Source organism: Leptolyngbya sp. CALU 1928, from assembly GCF_056784215.1.
The window spans coordinates 190309-207945 of sequence record NZ_JBXBCE010000019.1 but is presented as its reverse complement, the minus strand read 5'-3'; the positions used below and the strand labels follow the sequence as shown (position 1 = coordinate 207945).

Below are 17637 nucleotides of genomic sequence, written 5' to 3'. Positions count from 1 at the left end.
GGCTAATTTAGCAATGACACTATCTCAACCCACTCAAACCTGTTCTGTGTTGGTCGCGATCGTCAACTACCGCACCCCGATCCTAACCATCAATTGTTTGCGATCGCTTGCCTCTGATATTCCCTCTCTACCCAACATACGCGTTGTGGTAGTAGACAACGCTTCTGAGGATGGATCGGTAGAGCAGATTCAAGCCGCGATCGATATCGAAGGCTGGAATCAGTGGGCAACGCTGTTACCATCCAATCACAATGGTGGATTTTCCTATGGGAATAACGTTGCCATTCGTCCCGTACTTGTCTCAGAACATCCACCCGACTACATTTGGTTGCTTAACTCGGATACTGAAATTCGGTCTGGAGCGCTCCATGCTTTACTGGAGTTTATGCAAGCTCACGATAAAGTTGGGATTTGTGGTGGCCGCTTTGAAGAACCCGATGGCACAGTTTGGCCCATTGCGTTTCGCTTTCCTAGCATTCTGAGTGAGCTTGAAAATGGGTTTCGCTTGAGTTTGGTGTCTAAAGTGTTGTCTCCTTGGAAAGTGGCTCAGGTGATGACCGATCAACCACAAAAAATGGATTGGCTACCCGGAGCAAGTATGCTGATTCGCCGAGAAGTTTTTGAGGCGATCGGTTTAATGGATGAAGGGTATTTTCTGTATTACGAAGAAACCGATTTTTGTTTGCAAGCTGCTCGTCACGGCTGGGAATGCTGGTATGTGCCCACTAGCCATGTCATGCACCTTGCTGGACAAAGCACTGGGGTTACGACTCCCCACACTCAGCCCAAACGTTTACCACAGTACTGGTTTAATTCACGCCGTCGGTACTTCGTTAAAAACTATGGTCGCTGGTATGCCGCGATCGCGGATACTGCTTGGTTTTTAGGGTTTGTCTCTTGGCGCGGTCGCAGACTGATTCAACGCAAGCCTGATTCTGATCCCCCTTCTCTACTGCAAGACTTTGTACGGAACAGCGCAGTCTTAAATCATGGCATTCCAGAGCATCACTAATTTCGTCTCCCTATGTCTTACAAACCGTTTAGAGTAGAGGCACGTGCCTAATGGATCTGTCAACTACCTAAACTCCAGAATATATATAGACAAAAATGACATCATTAACCGAGTCTTAAAGCGATCGCGTTAGATTCGTCACAAAGCGGCACTTTAAGCACTCTAATATGACGTTCAATCGCAGACACTTTCTGATTTTTCTAGGTGCTACGGCGACCACTGCCGCCTGTGGCATTCGTCCGGGGCAGCAATCCTCAACGAGTGGCGGTTCTACCTTTAGTCCTGGGGCGAAGTTAGCGTTTCAGCCCGTGAAAGGACCGATGCCGCTAGCGGTGAATGCCTTAGCCAGCGATCGCCAGATGACTGAATTTAGCCAGTACGAAGTCATAGACGATTTAGTATTACCAGAAGGATTTACCTATGATGTGATTGCCTCGTGGGGCGATAAAGTGGGCGACTCGCGCTTTGGCTATAACAACGACTACCTAGCACTGGTTGAAACTAGCCCCAATGCCGCTCTGATGTCGGTGAATTTTGAGTACATTAGCGCGGTTCCTTGGCAGCAAGCCTACGAGCAAGTGATTGGTAAATCTTTGCCATTTCAGGCAGTGGATCAAGCCGTAAAAGCTGCCACGAACGCGATCAAGGGAGATCAGATGCCGGGGTTGAATGCTTACGCCCTGCCGGATGGAAATCCGATTAAAGAACAGGTAAAAACAATTTGCAAAGAAGGCTTGATTGATCAAGGCGTGGGAGTGATTGCCCTGCGGCGATCGCCGGGCGGAAAATGGACCCGATCACAGTCTGCCGCTGAACGCCGCATCACCGGAATTTCTGGCTTGGAAGATGGGCGCTACCTCAAAACCACGGGTCCAGCCGTTGCCATTTTCCAAAAAACGAAAGGACAGGGCTACATCGATAAACTAGGCGATAAAATTATTGGCACATTTCAAAACTGCGCGGGTGGAACCACGCCTTGGGGCACCGTATTCAGCGCTGAAGAAAACGTGCAAGTGCAAATTCCGGAGCCTGTCTATGCCGATGGCACTTCTTTTGATCCCGGCGATCGCCCCTTTAACATTACCGATGAAGAACTGACGGGTCTGGGCAACGTGTTTGGGCTGGCGGGTAACAAGTACGGCTGGATCGTGGAGCTTGATCCCGCCAATCCCAACGACTATGGCACCAAGCACACTTGGCTAGGGCGCTATCGCCATGAAGCCGTGGGCGTGCGAGTGGTGACAGGCAAACCACTGGCGTTTTATTCGGGCTGCGATCGCCGGGGTGGACACCTCTACAAATTTGTCAGTAAAGCCGCTGTCACCGATCCCAAAGATAAAGCCAACTCCAAGCTACTCAATGACGGAATGCTCTATGTTGCCCAGTTTCAGGCAGATGGCACCGGACGCTGGATTCCCTTAGCACCTACCACCGCGATCGCCCCCACTCTACCCTCCTTTCTCAGCGGAGCCATGCTGCCCTTGCCCCAACGTCCCGCAGGCGGCATTTTCAAAGCCGATGACGATGCCCAAATTGCAGCATTTCAGAAAAAGCATAAGACTTTAGGCGATCTCTACCTAGGCAGTGAAACTGAAAAGCAGGGCGCAATTCTGATTGATGCTCACTTTGCGGCAAATGCCGTAGGCGGAACCTGCACTGCGCGTCCAGAAGATACCAAAATCGCCCCCGATGGTTCCCTTTTCGTTGCTTTTACCTCTGGTGGCATTAGCAAAGACGATGGCAGTCCTGATAGTCGGATTTTCAAAGGTCCCGATGGCAGCACGGCTTACGAATTTGGTTGGATTATGCAACTGGCGGAAGCGGGCAACGAACCTGATGCGAACACGTTTACCTGGAAAATGGCGGCAACGGGTGGCGAAGTGGCGATCGGCGGACAAGGGTTTTCCAACCCTGACAACCTCGCCTTCGATAGTCAGGGCAATCTCTGGATGATGAATGATATGTCTTCTGACAAGCTGAATCGAGAAGTCCCTGCGAACCGTCGCGAACCAAACGGAGTGCCCGTCACCCCTTCTAGTCTGCGCGGCATCTACGGTAACAATGGCATTTGGTATATTCCCCAGTCCGGCGAAGCAGCAGGGCAGCCTCATTTATTTGGCACTGCGCCAATGGATTGTGAAACGACAGGGCTATGCTTTGCATCGGGCGATTCCCTTGGGGATCGTGGAACGAATCGCGCCTTGTTCCTATCCATTCAGCATCCCGGCGAAGTCAACGGCATCCGCAAAGATATGGCAGCCGAAATGCGGCAGTTTGCCATGCAGACTACCGACGGCAAAGAATTCATGCAAACTCGCAAAGTTCCGATCGGGTCAAATTGGCCCAGCAAACAAGCCAACGATCCACCCAAACCCTCCGTGGTCGCCATTTATCCTCCTTCCAATCAGGTGATGTCCTAGACAGTTCGCCAGGAGTAAGACCGATCTAGCTCAAGTGCTGCTGTAAAAACGCCAAAGTGCGATCGCGTGATAGTTCTGCGGCTTCTGCACGGTAAGCGGCGCTATCCACCCGACCAAAGGCATGGCTGACCCCGGCATAACTGTAGATCGTGATCAATGGATTCTCCTTCAGAGCTTGCTGAATCGTTGCCTGCACTTCGGGCGCAACAAATTCGTCATTTTCGGCAAGATGCAAGATCAGCGGATTTTGAATGGTTGCGGCTTCTGCCAAACTGCTTTCGATCGCCACGCCGTAATAGCTGACGTTGCAGTCGGCATCCGTGCGGGTTGCCATCAAGTACGCCAGTTTACCGCCCAAGCAAAATCCAACGCTGCCCACCTTGCCGCTACAGCCCGGATAGTGCCGCAGGAAAGTGAGGGATGCCTGTAGATCTTCCATGCCTTGATCCACATCAAAGCGCTGATAAAGATCAAACGCTTGAGCGAGTTGATCTTCATATTGCGGATCAAGATCTACATTGGGTTCCAGCCGCCAAAACAGATCGGGCACGAGGGCAAAGTAACCTACTTCAGCATAGGAATCGGCGATTTGCCGCATGACGGAGTTCACCCCAAAAATCTCTTGGATCAGAACAATTCCTGCACCTGTTGGGGAAGCTGGGATCGCCAAATATCCGCTAAAACTGTCGGCGATCGCGGAAATCATTATATTTTTAGCCGTCATAAGTATTTTTCTGCCGAATAATTTCCACTGAATAAATGAATGCGTGTAGCTTAAGCAACAATGACGACTACAAACAGCCACAGTAAACTTAGCGTAAAGCAAGACCTCAGAATCTATCTCAAGAGATATTTTTCTAGAAGTTGTTTCTTCCTTTGCGGCTTGCTACTACAGTAAAAGGGACTTCTAACCATTCCACTTAAAGGATGAGCGGCATGGAAACACGAGAATTAGGGACATCTGGAATTCAGATTACGCCGATCATTACAGGCACCTGGCAAGCAGGTAAAAGTATGTGGGTGGGCGTGGAAGACGCTGAAACGATTCAGGCAATTCGGGCAGCGTTTGATGCGGGGATCACCACAGTTGATACGGCTGAAGTCTATGGACAAGGGCACTCCGAGCAGATTGTAGCGGAAGCCCTCGCAGAGGTGCGTTCACAGGCGGTTTACATGACCAAAGTGTTTGCCAATCATTTGAAATATGACCAGGTGATTGCTGCCTGCGACAGTTCGCTCAAAAATTTGAAAACCGATCGCATTGACCTGTATCAAATTCATTGGCCCTCTGGAGCATTTGGCAGTGAAATTGTGCCGATCGCAGAAACCATGCGCGCTCTGAATGACTTGAAACAGCAGGGCAAAATTCGGGCGATCGGCGTGTCTAATTTCTCGCGGGTTCAGCTAGAAGAAGCGGCTCAATATGGACGGATTGATAGCTTGCAGCCCGCTTATTCGTTATTTTGGCGATCGGTGGAAAAAGACGCAATGCCCTACTGCATCGCCAATCAAATTTCTATCCTTGCTTACTCACCCATGGCACAAGGATTGCTCACCGGAAAATTTTCAGCCAATCACCAGTTTGATCCCGCTGATAATCGCGCGAAAAACAAGCTGTTTCAAGGCGAAAATTTTGTTCGCGCCCAAGAAGCCCTGGCAAAACTGCGCCCGATCGCCGATCGCTATCAAACCAGTCTTGCCAATCTGTCCTTAGCATGGTTAATTGCCCAACCCCAAACCCAGGCAATCACTGGGGTGCGTCATGCCGATCAGGCGATCGCTAATGCCACCGCCGCCGATGTGAAATTATCTCCAGAAGATTTGGCAGAGATTAGCGCGATCGGGCAAATTGTCACCGATCCCCTGGATGACAATCCCGTCATGTGGAACTGGTGATCGAGGATGTTGGCTGATTTTCAGGGAGAAGTGGCAGCACTCGGTGCCGCGTTTATTTGGGCGGCTGCGTCCATCGTTTATACCGGAGTAGGACGGCAATTGTCCCCACTGGTGCTGAATTTGGTTAAGGGACTAATTGCGATCGCGCTCTTACTCCTAACCCTGCTGTTCCTCGGCAAGCTCCTACCCACCGTTAGCCTGATGCCAGTGCTGCTGCTCTTCCTTAGCGGCGTGATCGGCATTGGCATGGGCGATACCGCCTATTTTGCCGCCCTCAATTCCCTAGGGGCACGACGCGCATTAGTGCTGGAATCCCTGTCGCCGCCCTTGGGTGCCCTTCTAGCGCTGATTTTTTTGCAGGAACAATTGGCACCCTTGGCGTGGCTCGGCATTGGACTAACGATCGCCGGAGTTACTTGGGTCGTGCTGGAGCGATCGCCTCACCCGAATGGAATGACTCACCCGCCCTTACGCGGCATCATTGCGGGTCTGGTCGCAGCCGTGGGGCAGGCAATTGGGGCAGTACTCTCAAGAGCCGCTTTAGCCGGAACCGATGTTGAGCCTTTGTGGAGTACTTTGATACGGTTACTAGCGGGGACGTTCGTGCTACTCATTTGGTTGTCAACCCAACCGCATCCAACCCAAAAACTGGTACCGCTGCGATCGCCGCAGCTATGGGGAATCGTCATCATGGCAGCATTTGCCAGCACCTATTTAGGCATTTGGTTGCAGCAAATTTCCTTGAAATATGCACCCACCGGGATCGCCCAATCCCTCACCGCTACTAGCCCTTTATTTGTCATCCCCTTTGCGATCGCCACGGGTGAAAAAGTGAGCCTCAGAGCCGTTTTTGGAGCCGCGATCGCCCTAACAGGTGTTTGGCTTCTATTTGTGAGGTGATGCGATCGGAGTGATCCAATTGCGATCGCACAGCGTATATCTCAATGGCAAAAGTCGGCACTAGCTGCCTGTTAATTTAAGAGGTGAAAGAGGGTAGCCATGCCTCTACTCCTTCACCTCTCCATTCCTTCACCTCTCCATTCCTTCACCTCTCCATTCCTTCACCTTTAAAGCACCTAGGCAAGCTCACCACCGACCTTGATCACGGTGATTTTTTGCAGAATCGTTCACAATCAACTCAGTTCTCAATCAGATGGAGCAGCATTAAATGGCGATTTCTCAAGCTGTCCGTCGAAGGTTGAAAAACCGGAGACAACGAATCGTGCGCCCTCAAACCGCTACCCTCGTTTTGTTAAGCGTCGTTGGATTGTCAGCAGTAATTTGCGCTGCCTGGTTCGCTGGGGAAGGATTAATTCCTCGGCTGTTCGCCCAACTGAATACGCTGCAAAAAGCTCCCCCCTGGTGGTTGCAGGTGCCGATGATGGCAGGGAACTACATTTTCGTTCCAACCGTGTTGCTGCTGGTCATTACGTTGGGAGTGATGTGGATTTCTCCGCAACCGCGAGGATGGGCGCGAATTGTGGTGGTCAGCAGCCTTTTAGTGTTGACGATACGCTACATTTTATGGCGATCGCTGTCTACCTTGAACCTTGCCGATCCCACTAACGGCGTTTTTAGCCTGGGACTATTTCTTTTGGAAATGTTGATGCTGGCAAGCAGCACGATTCAGCTTTTGTTAATGCTACGAGTCCGCGATCGCCAAGAGGAAGCGAACCAGAACGCGATCGCGGTTATATCCGGGCAATTTACGCCGTCCGTGGATGTCTTTATCCCCACTTACAACGAACCAGAATTTGTCCTGCGCCGCACCATCATTGGCTGTCAGGCAATGGAATATGACAACAAACAAATCTATTTATTAGATGACACTCACCGTCCTGAAATTCGTAGCCTAGCCGCCGAATTAGGCTGTGAGTACAGAACCCGACCCGATAATCGCCATGCCAAAGCAGGTAACCTAAACCATGCCTTTGCCCAAACCAATAGCGATTTGATTGCTGTCTTTGATGCTGATTTTATTCCAACCCGCAACTTTTTGACCCGCACCGTTGGCTTCTTCCAAACTGAATCCGTGGCACTGGTGCAAACCCCCCAAAGCTTTTACAATCCCGACCCGATCGCCCGTAACCTGGGGTTAGAAAACGTCCTCACTTCCGAAGAAGAAGTTTTTTATCGCCAGATTCAGCCGATTCGAGATGCGGCAGGCAGCGTCATTTGTTCAGGCACCTCGTTTGTCGTGCGTCGAACCGCTTTAGAAGCCACAGGCGGCTTTGTCACCGAATCCCTCAGCGAAGATTACTTTACGGGAATTCGCCTGTCTGCCCAAGGCTATCAACTGGTCTACCTAGATGAAAAGCTGAGCGCTGGACTGGCGGCAGATAACATGGCTGCCCATGCCACTCAACGATTGCGCTGGGCGCGGGGCACTTTGCAAGCCTTTTTTATTGAATCCAATCCCTTGACCATTCCAGGACTCACTCCCTTGCAGCGGTTGGCACACCTAGAAGGCTTGCTCCACTGGTTTACCAGCCTTTCAAGAGTCGGATTTCTGGTGATTCCCCTTGCCTATTCCTTTCTCAACGTGATTCCGGTGCGGGCAACAGAAGAGCAACTGCTGTATTTCTTTTTGCCCTACTATGTGGTGCAGCTATCGGTGTTTTCCTGGCTAAACTACCGATCGCGTTCAGCGCTCCTGTCCGATATTTATTCGCTCGTGTTGGCAGTGCCGCTAGCTTGGACGGTAATTCAAGTCATGCTAAATCCTTTTTCTAGAGGTTTCAACGTCACGCCCAAGGGCACCTCCAGCGATCGCTATTCCTATAACTGGAACCTCGCCATTCCCCTAATTTCATTTTTTATCATCACCGCCATTAGCCTTTGGCGCAACTTGGGCATGTGCATGATCAAAGGCGGCTGGGCAGCGGCTCCGACTGATCCCCTAGAAGCCCTTGCCCGCTCTGAATCGATTAAGGGCATGGGCATTGGCTGGCTTTGGAGTAGCTATAACCTGCTGATGTTAGGCATTGCCCTGCTGATTTTGCTGGATGTGCCACGCCCCGATCCCTATGATTGGTTTGACCTGCGGCGCACCGTGCAAATCACACCCCACACATCCCACGTCCCCCATCCCACCTTTTGGGGCGTGAGTACCATGTTTTCCGAAGGAGGTACAGACGTTTCCTTAACTCAAACCGGGTTTCCATCCCTGGATTTAGAGGAAACGCTGCCCGTCACAGTCAACATTTTAGAAGAAGCGTTGCAGATCAAAGGCACCGCAATTCGCACCGATACTCAGGATGAATTTTCAACCGTGCGAATCCAATTTGATGCCCTCCCTGAACCTGATCATCGACGATTAATAGAAATGCTATTTTGCCGACCTGGACAATGGAAACGGCGTAATAGTCCTGGAGAGTTTAGATCGCTGCTGCTTTTGTTCGGCATTCTATTGAAGCCCCGAATTTTGTTTGATCAGGGGAGTGATGTCCGGGCGATCGCGGTGGCGAAGGGGTAGGGGTCAGGAGTCAGGGAAAAGGAAAGAAAGGGAAATGAGTCAACTCTGAAACCTGTTACTTAATAACCCGACGCTCGAAACCCGAAACCTGAAACCCGAAACCTGCTAAGACACTGTTAAAATCCAATAAACTTCTGGTTCCTGCGCCTAATGAATGACACCGTTTTGCAAGTGAATAATCTGGAAGTGCAATTCCAGAGCGATGGAAACACTGTTGAAGCCGTTAAGGGGATCTCTTTTGAGGTGAAACGGGGGCAGACCTTGGGGATTGTGGGCGAATCAGGTTCGGGCAAGTCGGTGACTTCTCTGGCAGTCATGGGATTGGTGCCTACGCCCGGAAAGGTGACAAACGGGGAAATTCTATTCTGGGGCACCGACCAATCGCAACCCATAAATTTGGCAAAACTATCCGATCGCCGCTTGGAAGACTATCGCGGTAGCGAAATTTCGATGATTTTTCAGGAGCCGATGACTTCTTTGAACCCGGTTTATACGGTTGGGTTTCAACTGGTGGAAGCGATCCGACTGCACAAGCGCTTAACCAAGGAAGAGGCTGAGCAAGAAGCGATCGCCCGGTTACAAGAAGTGCGTCTGTTGCCTAGCAATAATCAACTGGACGAGCAATTTAACGGCAATCCACGGGAGCGCGATCGCCTGACTTCAGCTTTTCTGAATCGCTATCCCCATGAGCTATCCGGCGGACAAATGCAGCGGGTGATGATTGCCATGGCGATTTCCTGCGATCCGGCGCTGCTAATTGCTGACGAACCGACGACCGCGCTGGATGTGACGGTTCAGGCAACAATTTTAGATTTATTGCGCGATCTGCGCGATGCTCAAGCTGAAAAGATTGGCGATCGCCGGGGCATGTCGATCATGTTCATTACCCACGACTTGGGCATCATTGCCGAAATTGCCGACCAGGTTGCCGTCATGTATCAGGGCAAAATTGTCGAAGCAGGACCCGTCTGGCAGATCTTTTCTAACCCACAGCATCCTTACACAAAGGGCTTGCTTGCCTGCCGTCCCCAACTCGATCGCCGCCTGCGAAAACTCCCCACTGTCTCCGATTTCATGCAGGTCAGCACGGGTACAGATGGCAACATGATCATTGAAGAGCGCGAAACCGACATCAATCGGGCGTTTCAGATGGCGCAAGAAGTTAGCCCTGACGAAATGACTCAGCGGCTTGCCAATCTCAAGCAAAAGCCGCCCTTGCTCTCCGTTAAAAATCTGCGGGTGGGCTTTCCGATTCGCAGCATTTTTGGGCGAACCAAGCGCTACTTTATGGCAGTGAATGATGTCAGCTTCGAGGTGTATCCCGGTGAAACGTTGGGATTAGTCGGCGAATCGGGCTGTGGCAAATCCACTTTGGCGCGCACTATTTTGCAACTGATCAAGCCAATGGATGGGCAAATTGTTTTTGACGGACAAGACATAACCCAGCTAACGCCTAAAGCATTGCGCCGGGTGCGGCAAGATCTGCAAATTGTATTTCAAAATCCATTTAGCTCCCTTGATTCCCGCATGACAGTCGGCGCAGCGATCATGGAGCCAATGCAAATTCACAGCAAGCCGAGCGATCGCGAACAACAGCGCCACCGCGCCAAAGAACTGCTGGAACGAGTGGGATTAACTGCCGATGCTATGAACCGGTATCCCCACGAGTTTTCGGGTGGACAACGCCAACGGGTTTGCATTGCCCGTGCCTTGGCGCTCAATCCTAAGTTCATCATTTGCGACGAGTCGGTGTCGGCGTTGGATGTGTCGGTGCAGGCGCAAGTGCTGAATCTGCTGAAAGAGCTACAAAATCAGCCCGACCTCGATTTGACCTATATTTTCATTTCCCATGATTTGAGCGTGGTCAAGTTTATGAGTGATCGCATCATGGTGATGAACAAAGGCGCGATCGAAGAAATCGGTGCCGCTGAAACCATCTATCGTCAACCGCAGCAAGACTACACTCGTCAACTGATTTCCGCTATTCCCACGGGCAGCCTAGAGCGTATTCAAGAACGCCAACTCCAGCGCGGCTTTTCAGCGAATTAATTGAATCATTCGTGCTTAGGACGCGATCGCGATCTTCATTCCTCCGATGGATGCGTAATCAGCAAACTGTGATTGACTATGAGCCTAGAAGTATTGGATAAACAACATGCGGCTTAAAGATGGCGTGCGATTGATCAAAGGGACATTCGCCGAATGGAAAGAGGACAATGTGCCCGTTTTAGCCGCTGCATTGGCATATTACACCGTGTTTTCTTTGGCACCCTTGCTGATCATTGCAATCGCGATCGCAGGAGCCGTGTTTGGCGAAGAAGCGGCACGGGGAGAACTGGTTCGCCAAATCCAAGGACTGGTTGGCAAGGAGGGGGCAGAAGCCGTTCAGGCAATGATTCAGAATGCCAGCAAACCCAACAATGGAGGCGCGATCGCCACAATTGTTGGAGTTGTCTTGTTGATGTTAGGAGCATCAGGAGTCTTTGGTCAACTTCAAGCAGCCCTTAATACCATTTGGGAAGTTAAACCCAAACCAGGGCAGGGAATTCGGAGTTTTCTAGTCTCTCGATTCTTATCCTTCGCCATGGTTTTGGTGATTGGTTTTTTACTGTTGGTTTCTCTTGTACTTTCTAGCGTTTTGGCAGCGGTCAGTCACTTTTTTGATAACTTAATGCCGGGTCTTCCCATCCTGGGACAAGTGATTAACTTTATAATCTCATTTGGCGTAATCACGGTTCTGTTCGCCTCTATTTATAAGTTTTTGCCAGATGTTGAAATCCCTTGGAAGAACCTCTGGGTGGGTGCAGCCGTTACTGCCGTTCTGTTTAATCTTGGCAAGTTAGCGATCGGATTATATCTAGGCAACAGCAGCGTTGGCTCAGCCTATGGAGCCGCTGGCTCACTGGTCGTCGTGCTAATTTGGGTGTTCTATTCTGCTCAAATTTTATTGATCGGCGCTGAGTTTACTCAGGTCTATTCCAAATATCGAGGAAAGCCCTTAAGACCCTCAAAACACGCAGTTCCCATCGATGAAAAAGGCTGATTTTGTCTGATTAAGCAAGCCTAGCGATTTTAAACTAAGTGAATCAGTGCCTCGATCAGGCTTTGGTTTTGAGACTCTGTGCCTACGGTAATTCGGAGTTTGTCATTGAGTCCGGGCTGTTTGAAATAACGTACCAAAATTCCGCGTTCTTTCAAGGCTAGATACAGTTCACCCGCGTTGCTTTTAGGTGGAGTAACCAGCAGAAAGTTCGTTTGGGAGTCGCGCACCTGGAAACCAAGCTGTTTGAGATCTAGCAGCAGCTTGGCACGAGATACTTTGACTTTGGCGACGCACTCATTTTTGTAGGGTTGATCGCGCATAGCTGCCGCACCCATCAAACACGCGATCGCATCGACATTGTAGCTATCTTTGACTTTAAATAAACCGCTCAACAAACTTGGGTTGGCAATGCCAAAGCCTAACCGTAGACCTGCCAATGAATAGCCTTTGGACAACGTTCTGACAATCATTACATTGTCAAATTCTTTGACAAGGGATAGCGCTGTTTCATCAGCAAAATCTACATACGCCTCATCAACCACCAGCACACCCGTGAGCTTTGATGCCAAAATTCGCAAATCTTCGGTAGGCACCGTATGCCCCGAAGGACTGTTGGGTGATGCAATGAAGGTGATGGCTCCCTGTGCGGCAACGAGTTCCTCAATAGGTAACCGAAAATCATCGTGATAGGGAACTTCGACTACTTTTGCAGGCTGAATCTCTGCCAAGGTGCGATAGAGAACATAGGTGGGCATGGGATAGACAACGCTGCGTTGGAGGTCAGCACAGGCACGCACCAAAATGTTTAAGATGTCGTCGCTGCCGTTCCCGACAATGATCCAGTCCAGTGGAACCTCCAGCACTTCGCTAATTGCTTGGCGAAAGTCATTGGCAAAGGGATTTGGATAGCGCCGGAGAAACTCACCATCCAAGGTTCGCAGTACTTCCATGGCGGCGGCGGAAGGCGGATAGGGATTTTCATTTGTATTGAGTTTGATAATGTTCGTTCCGGGCTTGGGTTGTTCTCCAGGAACGTAACCCGCCATAGCCTCTACAGTTGAGCGAAAGTAGTGTGTCATAGAAATAGGGTGCGCGACCAAGACGCAAAAATTTTATTTTACAGTGGTGGTAGAAGACCCGGATAAATTGTTGCTTGAAAAGCTTCAATTCACGCAAGTAGATGCTACTTCTTGATTAATCTGAGAGACTGCATTCTTTCGCTGGCTGGAATCTGGGAAACCACACGATCGCCCATTCAAAACTGGATAAACCGAGGGCGATCACTTGAGTTCGGCTAGAGTTTTCTACATATTTCCTTCAGCGTTTATACTATTAGATTACCCAAATTTTTTGGTTTGAATTTACGAGATTCGGTTTAAGTTTATGAAAGCGGCACAAAAAACATCATTTCAGATTGCATCGACTCCTGATCCCGTACTTACGCTGGGTGACTACGCTCACTCCGTTCTCAGTGAGCAATATCGCAGCATTTTCAAATATGAAAAGAAAGTTTTAGCGGATACCGATCCAGAAGATTTGCATCATATGCGGGTGGGAACGCGCAAATTAAGAACCGCGTTGCAAGTGTTTGGAGTGGCAGTTCAAATGCCCAAAAAAGCGAACTCGAAACGGGTCAGTGCGATCGCCAAAGTTCTGGGCAAACTGCGTGATTTAGATGTACAAATTGCGGCACTGGAAGGGACTTACTTACCTTTGGTAGATGGGGTTGAAGAAGATTTGCTGCATGAGGCGCTCCAAGTGTTGTACAAACAACGCCGACAAGCCTTCGCTATGGTTGAACGAACCTTTGGGCGATCGCGCTATCAGAATCTCAAAACCAGCTACCAAGACTGGCTAGAAACCCCTGAATATACCTCTTTAGCAACACTGCCAATTATCCCTCTACTGCCCGATCTGCTGAGTCCTTTGCTTGCCGATTTGCTGCTGCATCCGGGTTGGCTCATCCCAGCCAGTGCTTCTTCAACAGCAGGCGGAGAAATTCTCCATGATTTGCGAAAAGCGTGTAAGCACGTCCGCTATCAGGCAGAGTTTTTTGTGCCATTTTATAGTCAGCCGTTTCAAGACTGGATTCGAGAGATCAAATTGCTGCAAGATAATCTGGGCAAGCTGCAAGACAGCTACGTGCTGCAAGATCTTCTAAAGGAATATTTGCCAAAACGTGCCGAAATGCCAGCGCTGCAAGCGACGATTCAGCAAACGCGATCGGAAGCATTAGCAGATTGGGATTCCGTGCGGCAGCAATATCTTGATCCGGCATTTCGTAGTTATCTGCACCAAATGTTACTAGAACCTGTTTTGCCAGTTGTCGAGCCAGTGATTGAGCCAGTTGTCGAGCCAGTTGTTGAAATTAAGGCGGCACCAGCCAGAACTCGCAAGCGATCTGCTGCCAAAAAAGTTGCCAAAAATACTACAAAAACTGATGTTCCTCGTCAGTAATAATCTTTGCTCGTTTGGTGGGTTATCCCTAAAATAGTGAAAGCGTTCTGCAAAGTCTTGAGTGAATGATTCAGACTTGTACGTCCGTTGATTCTGAGTTGTAAACAGGCTGTTTTAGCTAATTCTTATGAGTACTGATAATTTGAGTTTTTTGGATGATGGAGCCTCGGTCGCGTCAACTGTGAGCCAACTGCATCATTATTTCAAAACAGCCCACTCTCGCTATAAATTACAGCAAGGTAACCTGTTAAATCGAGTCCATGTCGATGCTCAAGAAACCGCCCAAGTTCAAGAAAATGTGCAGCACTTGGAAGAAGTAATTGCCTTATTTGGCATCTTGACCGATTCGCTGTCGGTGGCAAATCGAGTGCTGCATTCTGAGGCGATCGCTCAAATTATTGGCTCCGATGCCGATATTTATCAAATCCACCGAGAAGATGACGCAGAACACGCGGCTGAACGAGATGCGGCTGACCGTAAAATTGCAAAACGAAATAAAGATTAGAGATTTAGGTCAGTTTTTCTCTAGCTTTTTCTTTGCCTCTTGTTCAAACCAGGCAACTACTTGGGCGATCGCTAAACTTTCAATCTCAACGTTTGCTTCCCTGGAGATCCGTCTGAGCGGTTTGAGGGATGAAATCACCAGTTGCGAAAAGAAGCGGCGAAATTCACCATCTCCCGCTTTTTGTAAGCTGGCATCTTGATAGACCCACTCTTCAATTTGGGTTGATTCCAGAGCCGCAATGGACGTGTTGGCTTGCTGGGCAATTTGCTTGAGCGATCGCAGCGCATAGATCGTCACTCGTGTGGTGAATTTATCATGGGAAGTCAGCAGCGCTCTATCGACTTCAGCACATTCTTCCGGGGTTAAAAAATCAGAATCAGGTTCCATGGCGGATCGCTATTGAGATCGTAACAATTTGCTAGAAATCGCAGTTTGAGTGGGCAACTCGCCTATTCATTTTCTCGCAGCCAACTGTCACCAGGGTGTTATCAGACTTTGCTCCGCCTGTTCCAACTCGCTGCTCAATTTCGGTGTAGCCCACCAACTCACTACCAATTGTAAGACTCTTGAGCACTGTGGATCATTGGTTGATCATGCTAATAACATCGCCACAGAGTCAATTCAAAAATAGTGTTGTTGCTGCTTTCTTAACGGTCTTAGTTTTCAGCCGCGATCGCGTCATCGATTTCTTCCGTATTTTGAGCGTAGTAAGTGCGAACCGCTTTTAAGTCCTCTCTCGTCAACTGTGGATAGTCGCCAAGCAAGTTGGCATCGGAGCATCCTTGCAGGTGCAACGCGATCAACTGCCACACGGGAATCTGGGTACGACCGATACAAGCTGCTCCATTGCAGATTCCAGGAGTTTTTCTAATTTTTACAGTAGCCATTGTTTTAAATCCATCTGCGCTCTGGCTGATCAACACTGCTCTGGCTGATCAACACTTTGATTTTTTATCTACTTACTCATCTTAATGATTAATCAAGCACCTGTTGGACGGGTTGAGTGAATAGTTCTTCTGATATGGCGCGATCGCGCCCCGCCCTTTTTGCCCGATATAAAGCTTGGTCTGCTTTATCTACCAAGTCATTTTGGGACATTTGGAGAGTTGGCACTATACAAACCACTCCCATGCTTAAAGTTAGCCATGGGCTGATTTGAGAACTCCGATGAGGAATTTGGAGAAATCTGAGGTGTGATTTTATATCGGTAGCGACCTGAACCGCGCCTGCAATAGGGGTATTCGGCAGAATAATGACAAATTCTTCTCCTCCATAGCGGGCAACGAGATCATCCGGTCTTTTGACCGTTGATTTTAAGCTGTTAGCAACTTTGGATAGGCACGTATCCCCTGCCAGATGTCCATAGGTATCGTTGTAAAGCTTAAAGAAATCAATATCAATCAGAATCAGGGAAAGCGGTAGCTGCGCTTGTAGCATCTGCTGCCACTGCTGCTTCAGATAGTCATTGAAAAATCGCCGATTGGCAACCTGCGTTAACTCATCGGTCTGGGCAAGGTGCTTGAGATCTCCGTTTGCGGTTTCTGTTGCAAGGCGAACTTGTTCCAATGCAATATTTTGATTGACTAACTCTTGAGTGCGCTCCTGGACTTTCAGTTCCAACCGTTGATTCGCTTGCTTTAAAGTGCTCCAAACCCAATAGCTGCGGCTGAGCAATACCGCCCCAGTGAACCCTAGTACTGGAGACACCGCCACGATCCACCAGCCACTCAGAAACAATCCGTAGGCACTGGCAATAATGCTGATGATGGCAACTGGAATCAGAACGATCGCCCACTGAAGCGACCGAATTGACCAACCTAGCAGGGTTCCCACACTAGCCCAAAGTAAAATCCAACTCCAGTCCCACACTGGGGACACGCCCTGTAAGACGGGGCGACCGTGCAAGGCACTGCTAATAATTTGGGCTACGGAATTAGCATGAATTTCAACCCCCGACCAAGCACTGTTGCTATCTGTTGTATGGGGCGTGTAAAAGCGATCGCCCCAGATACTGTCTGCTTTGGTGCCAATCAAAACAATTTTGTCTTGAAATCGTTTCCCGGGAACGCGATCAGTCATCACATCTGTTAGGGAAACTGAGGGAATACCACCCAGAACCTGCAAGAAGTTGGACAAAGTTTGGAAACCGCCTGTATCCACCCGAATGTATCCGCCGGCATTTTGCTCTAAACGGCAAAAGGTGGCTTTGCCAACCTGAACGCAACCGTCTTGCGTCCTCACGATCGGGGTTATCCCCTGCTTACTGAGATACTTTAATGCCAATTTTGTGCCGAGTGCCTGCCGCTCCTTGCCATTCTGGTCGATCGCCAGCAAGTTACGCCGAATCGTGCCATCGGCATCGATCAGTAAATCATTGATGCCCACCTGATCGCGATCGCGCAAAATGGGCGGCGGCGCAACGGCTTGCCCGTTAGAATTGCCAATCGCTTTGGTAATGCCGATCAGGTTAGGAGTGGTTTTAAATACCTGTAATAGCTCAGCATGTCCTGGTTCTACGGGCAGATCTCGATAAAGGGCTAAGCCAATGGCAGCAGGGCGATCGCGTTTTATGCGGTTCAGCACCTTAGCCAGTTGAGCATCAGATAGGGGCCATCGTTCTATCCGTCGGATATCCGCTTCGGTAATGGTTACCAAAACAACGGGCACGGATATAGGTTCGAGTGGCCGCAGACGAAACCATTGATTGAGAACCGCTAACTCTAGTAGTTGTAATCCTCCCGTCAACTGCACACCCATAACCGCAGCGGTGATTCCTAGGGTAATCATGCCTAAACTGCGCCAGTGTCTCGATCGCGGCATCGTTAACAT

Annotated in this window: 14 protein-coding genes; 9 read left to right on the top strand and 5 right to left on the bottom strand. The window is 49.6% G+C overall.

The window, feature by feature from the left end; translation table 11 throughout:
* Positions 1-13 precede the first annotated feature (13 nt).
* Both AC1S5B_RS26185 and AC1S5B_RS26180 read left to right on the top strand, forming a co-directional pair.
* The gene (locus AC1S5B_RS26185) at positions 14-1012 is read left to right on the top strand and encodes a glycosyltransferase family 2 protein (RefSeq protein ID WP_482038600.1); all 999 of its coding nucleotides are present in this window, start codon (positions 14-16) and stop codon (positions 1010-1012) included.
* Between the two features lie 167 nt (positions 1013-1179).
* A complete protein-coding gene (locus AC1S5B_RS26180; protein ID WP_482038599.1) occupies positions 1180-3432 on the top strand; it encodes a PhoX family protein in 2253 nt (750 codons plus the stop codon).
* A 25-nt stretch (positions 3433-3457) separates the two neighbouring features.
* Here AC1S5B_RS26180 and AC1S5B_RS26175 read toward each other — a convergent pair whose 3' ends face one another.
* Positions 3458-4156: a dienelactone hydrolase family protein gene (locus AC1S5B_RS26175; protein ID WP_482038598.1), complete on the bottom strand. Its 699-nt coding sequence runs from the start codon at positions 4154-4156 to the stop codon at positions 3458-3460.
* A gap of 212 nt (positions 4157-4368) precedes the next feature.
* Between AC1S5B_RS26175 and AC1S5B_RS26170 the strand changes: the two genes are divergently transcribed.
* From AC1S5B_RS26170 to AC1S5B_RS26150, 5 genes are all read left to right on the top strand, one after another.
* Complete coding sequence (locus AC1S5B_RS26170) at positions 4369-5328, top strand: aldo/keto reductase (protein WP_482038597.1); 960 nt, start codon at positions 4369-4371, stop codon at positions 5326-5328.
* Between the two features lie 6 nt (positions 5329-5334).
* Positions 5335-6228: a DMT family transporter gene (locus AC1S5B_RS26165; RefSeq protein WP_482038596.1), complete on the top strand. Its 894-nt coding sequence runs from the start codon at positions 5335-5337 to the stop codon at positions 6226-6228.
* Positions 6229-6496: 268 nt separating this feature from the next.
* Positions 6497-8803 (top strand): glycosyltransferase family 2 protein, encoded by a 2307-nt coding sequence (locus AC1S5B_RS26160; protein ID WP_482038595.1) that lies wholly within the window; start codon positions 6497-6499, stop codon positions 8801-8803.
* A 150-nt stretch (positions 8804-8953) separates the two neighbouring features.
* On the top strand, positions 8954-10852 hold the full coding sequence (locus AC1S5B_RS26155; RefSeq protein ID WP_482038594.1) for an ABC transporter ATP-binding protein: 1899 nt from the start codon (positions 8954-8956) through the stop codon (positions 10850-10852).
* A gap of 106 nt (positions 10853-10958) precedes the next feature.
* A complete protein-coding gene (locus AC1S5B_RS26150; protein ID WP_482038593.1) occupies positions 10959-11846 on the top strand; it encodes a YihY/virulence factor BrkB family protein in 888 nt (295 codons plus the stop codon).
* Positions 11847-11875: 29 nt separating this feature from the next.
* Here the strand turns inward: AC1S5B_RS26150 and hisC are convergent, their stop codons facing one another.
* Positions 11876-12925 (bottom strand): histidinol-phosphate transaminase, encoded by a 1050-nt coding sequence (gene hisC, locus AC1S5B_RS26145; RefSeq protein WP_482038592.1) that lies wholly within the window; start codon positions 12923-12925, stop codon positions 11876-11878.
* A gap of 304 nt (positions 12926-13229) precedes the next feature.
* Between hisC and AC1S5B_RS26140 the strand changes: the two genes are divergently transcribed.
* Positions 13230-14303, top strand: a complete 1074-nt coding sequence (locus AC1S5B_RS26140; protein ID WP_482038591.1) for a CHAD domain-containing protein — start codon at positions 13230-13232, stop codon at positions 14301-14303.
* A 127-nt stretch (positions 14304-14430) separates the two neighbouring features.
* The gene (locus AC1S5B_RS26135; protein WP_482038590.1) at positions 14431-14808 is read left to right on the top strand and encodes a hypothetical protein; all 378 of its coding nucleotides are present in this window, start codon (positions 14431-14433) and stop codon (positions 14806-14808) included.
* Between the two features lie 9 nt (positions 14809-14817).
* Here the strand turns inward: AC1S5B_RS26135 and AC1S5B_RS26130 are convergent, their stop codons facing one another.
* The 3 genes from AC1S5B_RS26130 to AC1S5B_RS26120 all read right to left on the bottom strand — a co-directional run bounded on the left by AC1S5B_RS26130 (position 14818) and on the right by AC1S5B_RS26120 (position 17637).
* Positions 14818-15195: a hypothetical protein gene (locus AC1S5B_RS26130; protein WP_482038589.1), complete on the bottom strand. Its 378-nt coding sequence runs from the start codon at positions 15193-15195 to the stop codon at positions 14818-14820.
* 269 nt (positions 15196-15464) lie between these two features.
* Positions 15465-15695, bottom strand: a complete 231-nt coding sequence (locus tag AC1S5B_RS26125) for a DUF433 domain-containing protein (protein WP_482038588.1) — start codon at positions 15693-15695, stop codon at positions 15465-15467.
* Positions 15696-15783: 88 nt separating this feature from the next.
* The gene (locus AC1S5B_RS26120) at positions 15784-17637 is read right to left on the bottom strand and encodes a CHASE2 domain-containing protein (protein ID WP_482038587.1); all 1854 of its coding nucleotides are present in this window, start codon (positions 17635-17637) and stop codon (positions 15784-15786) included.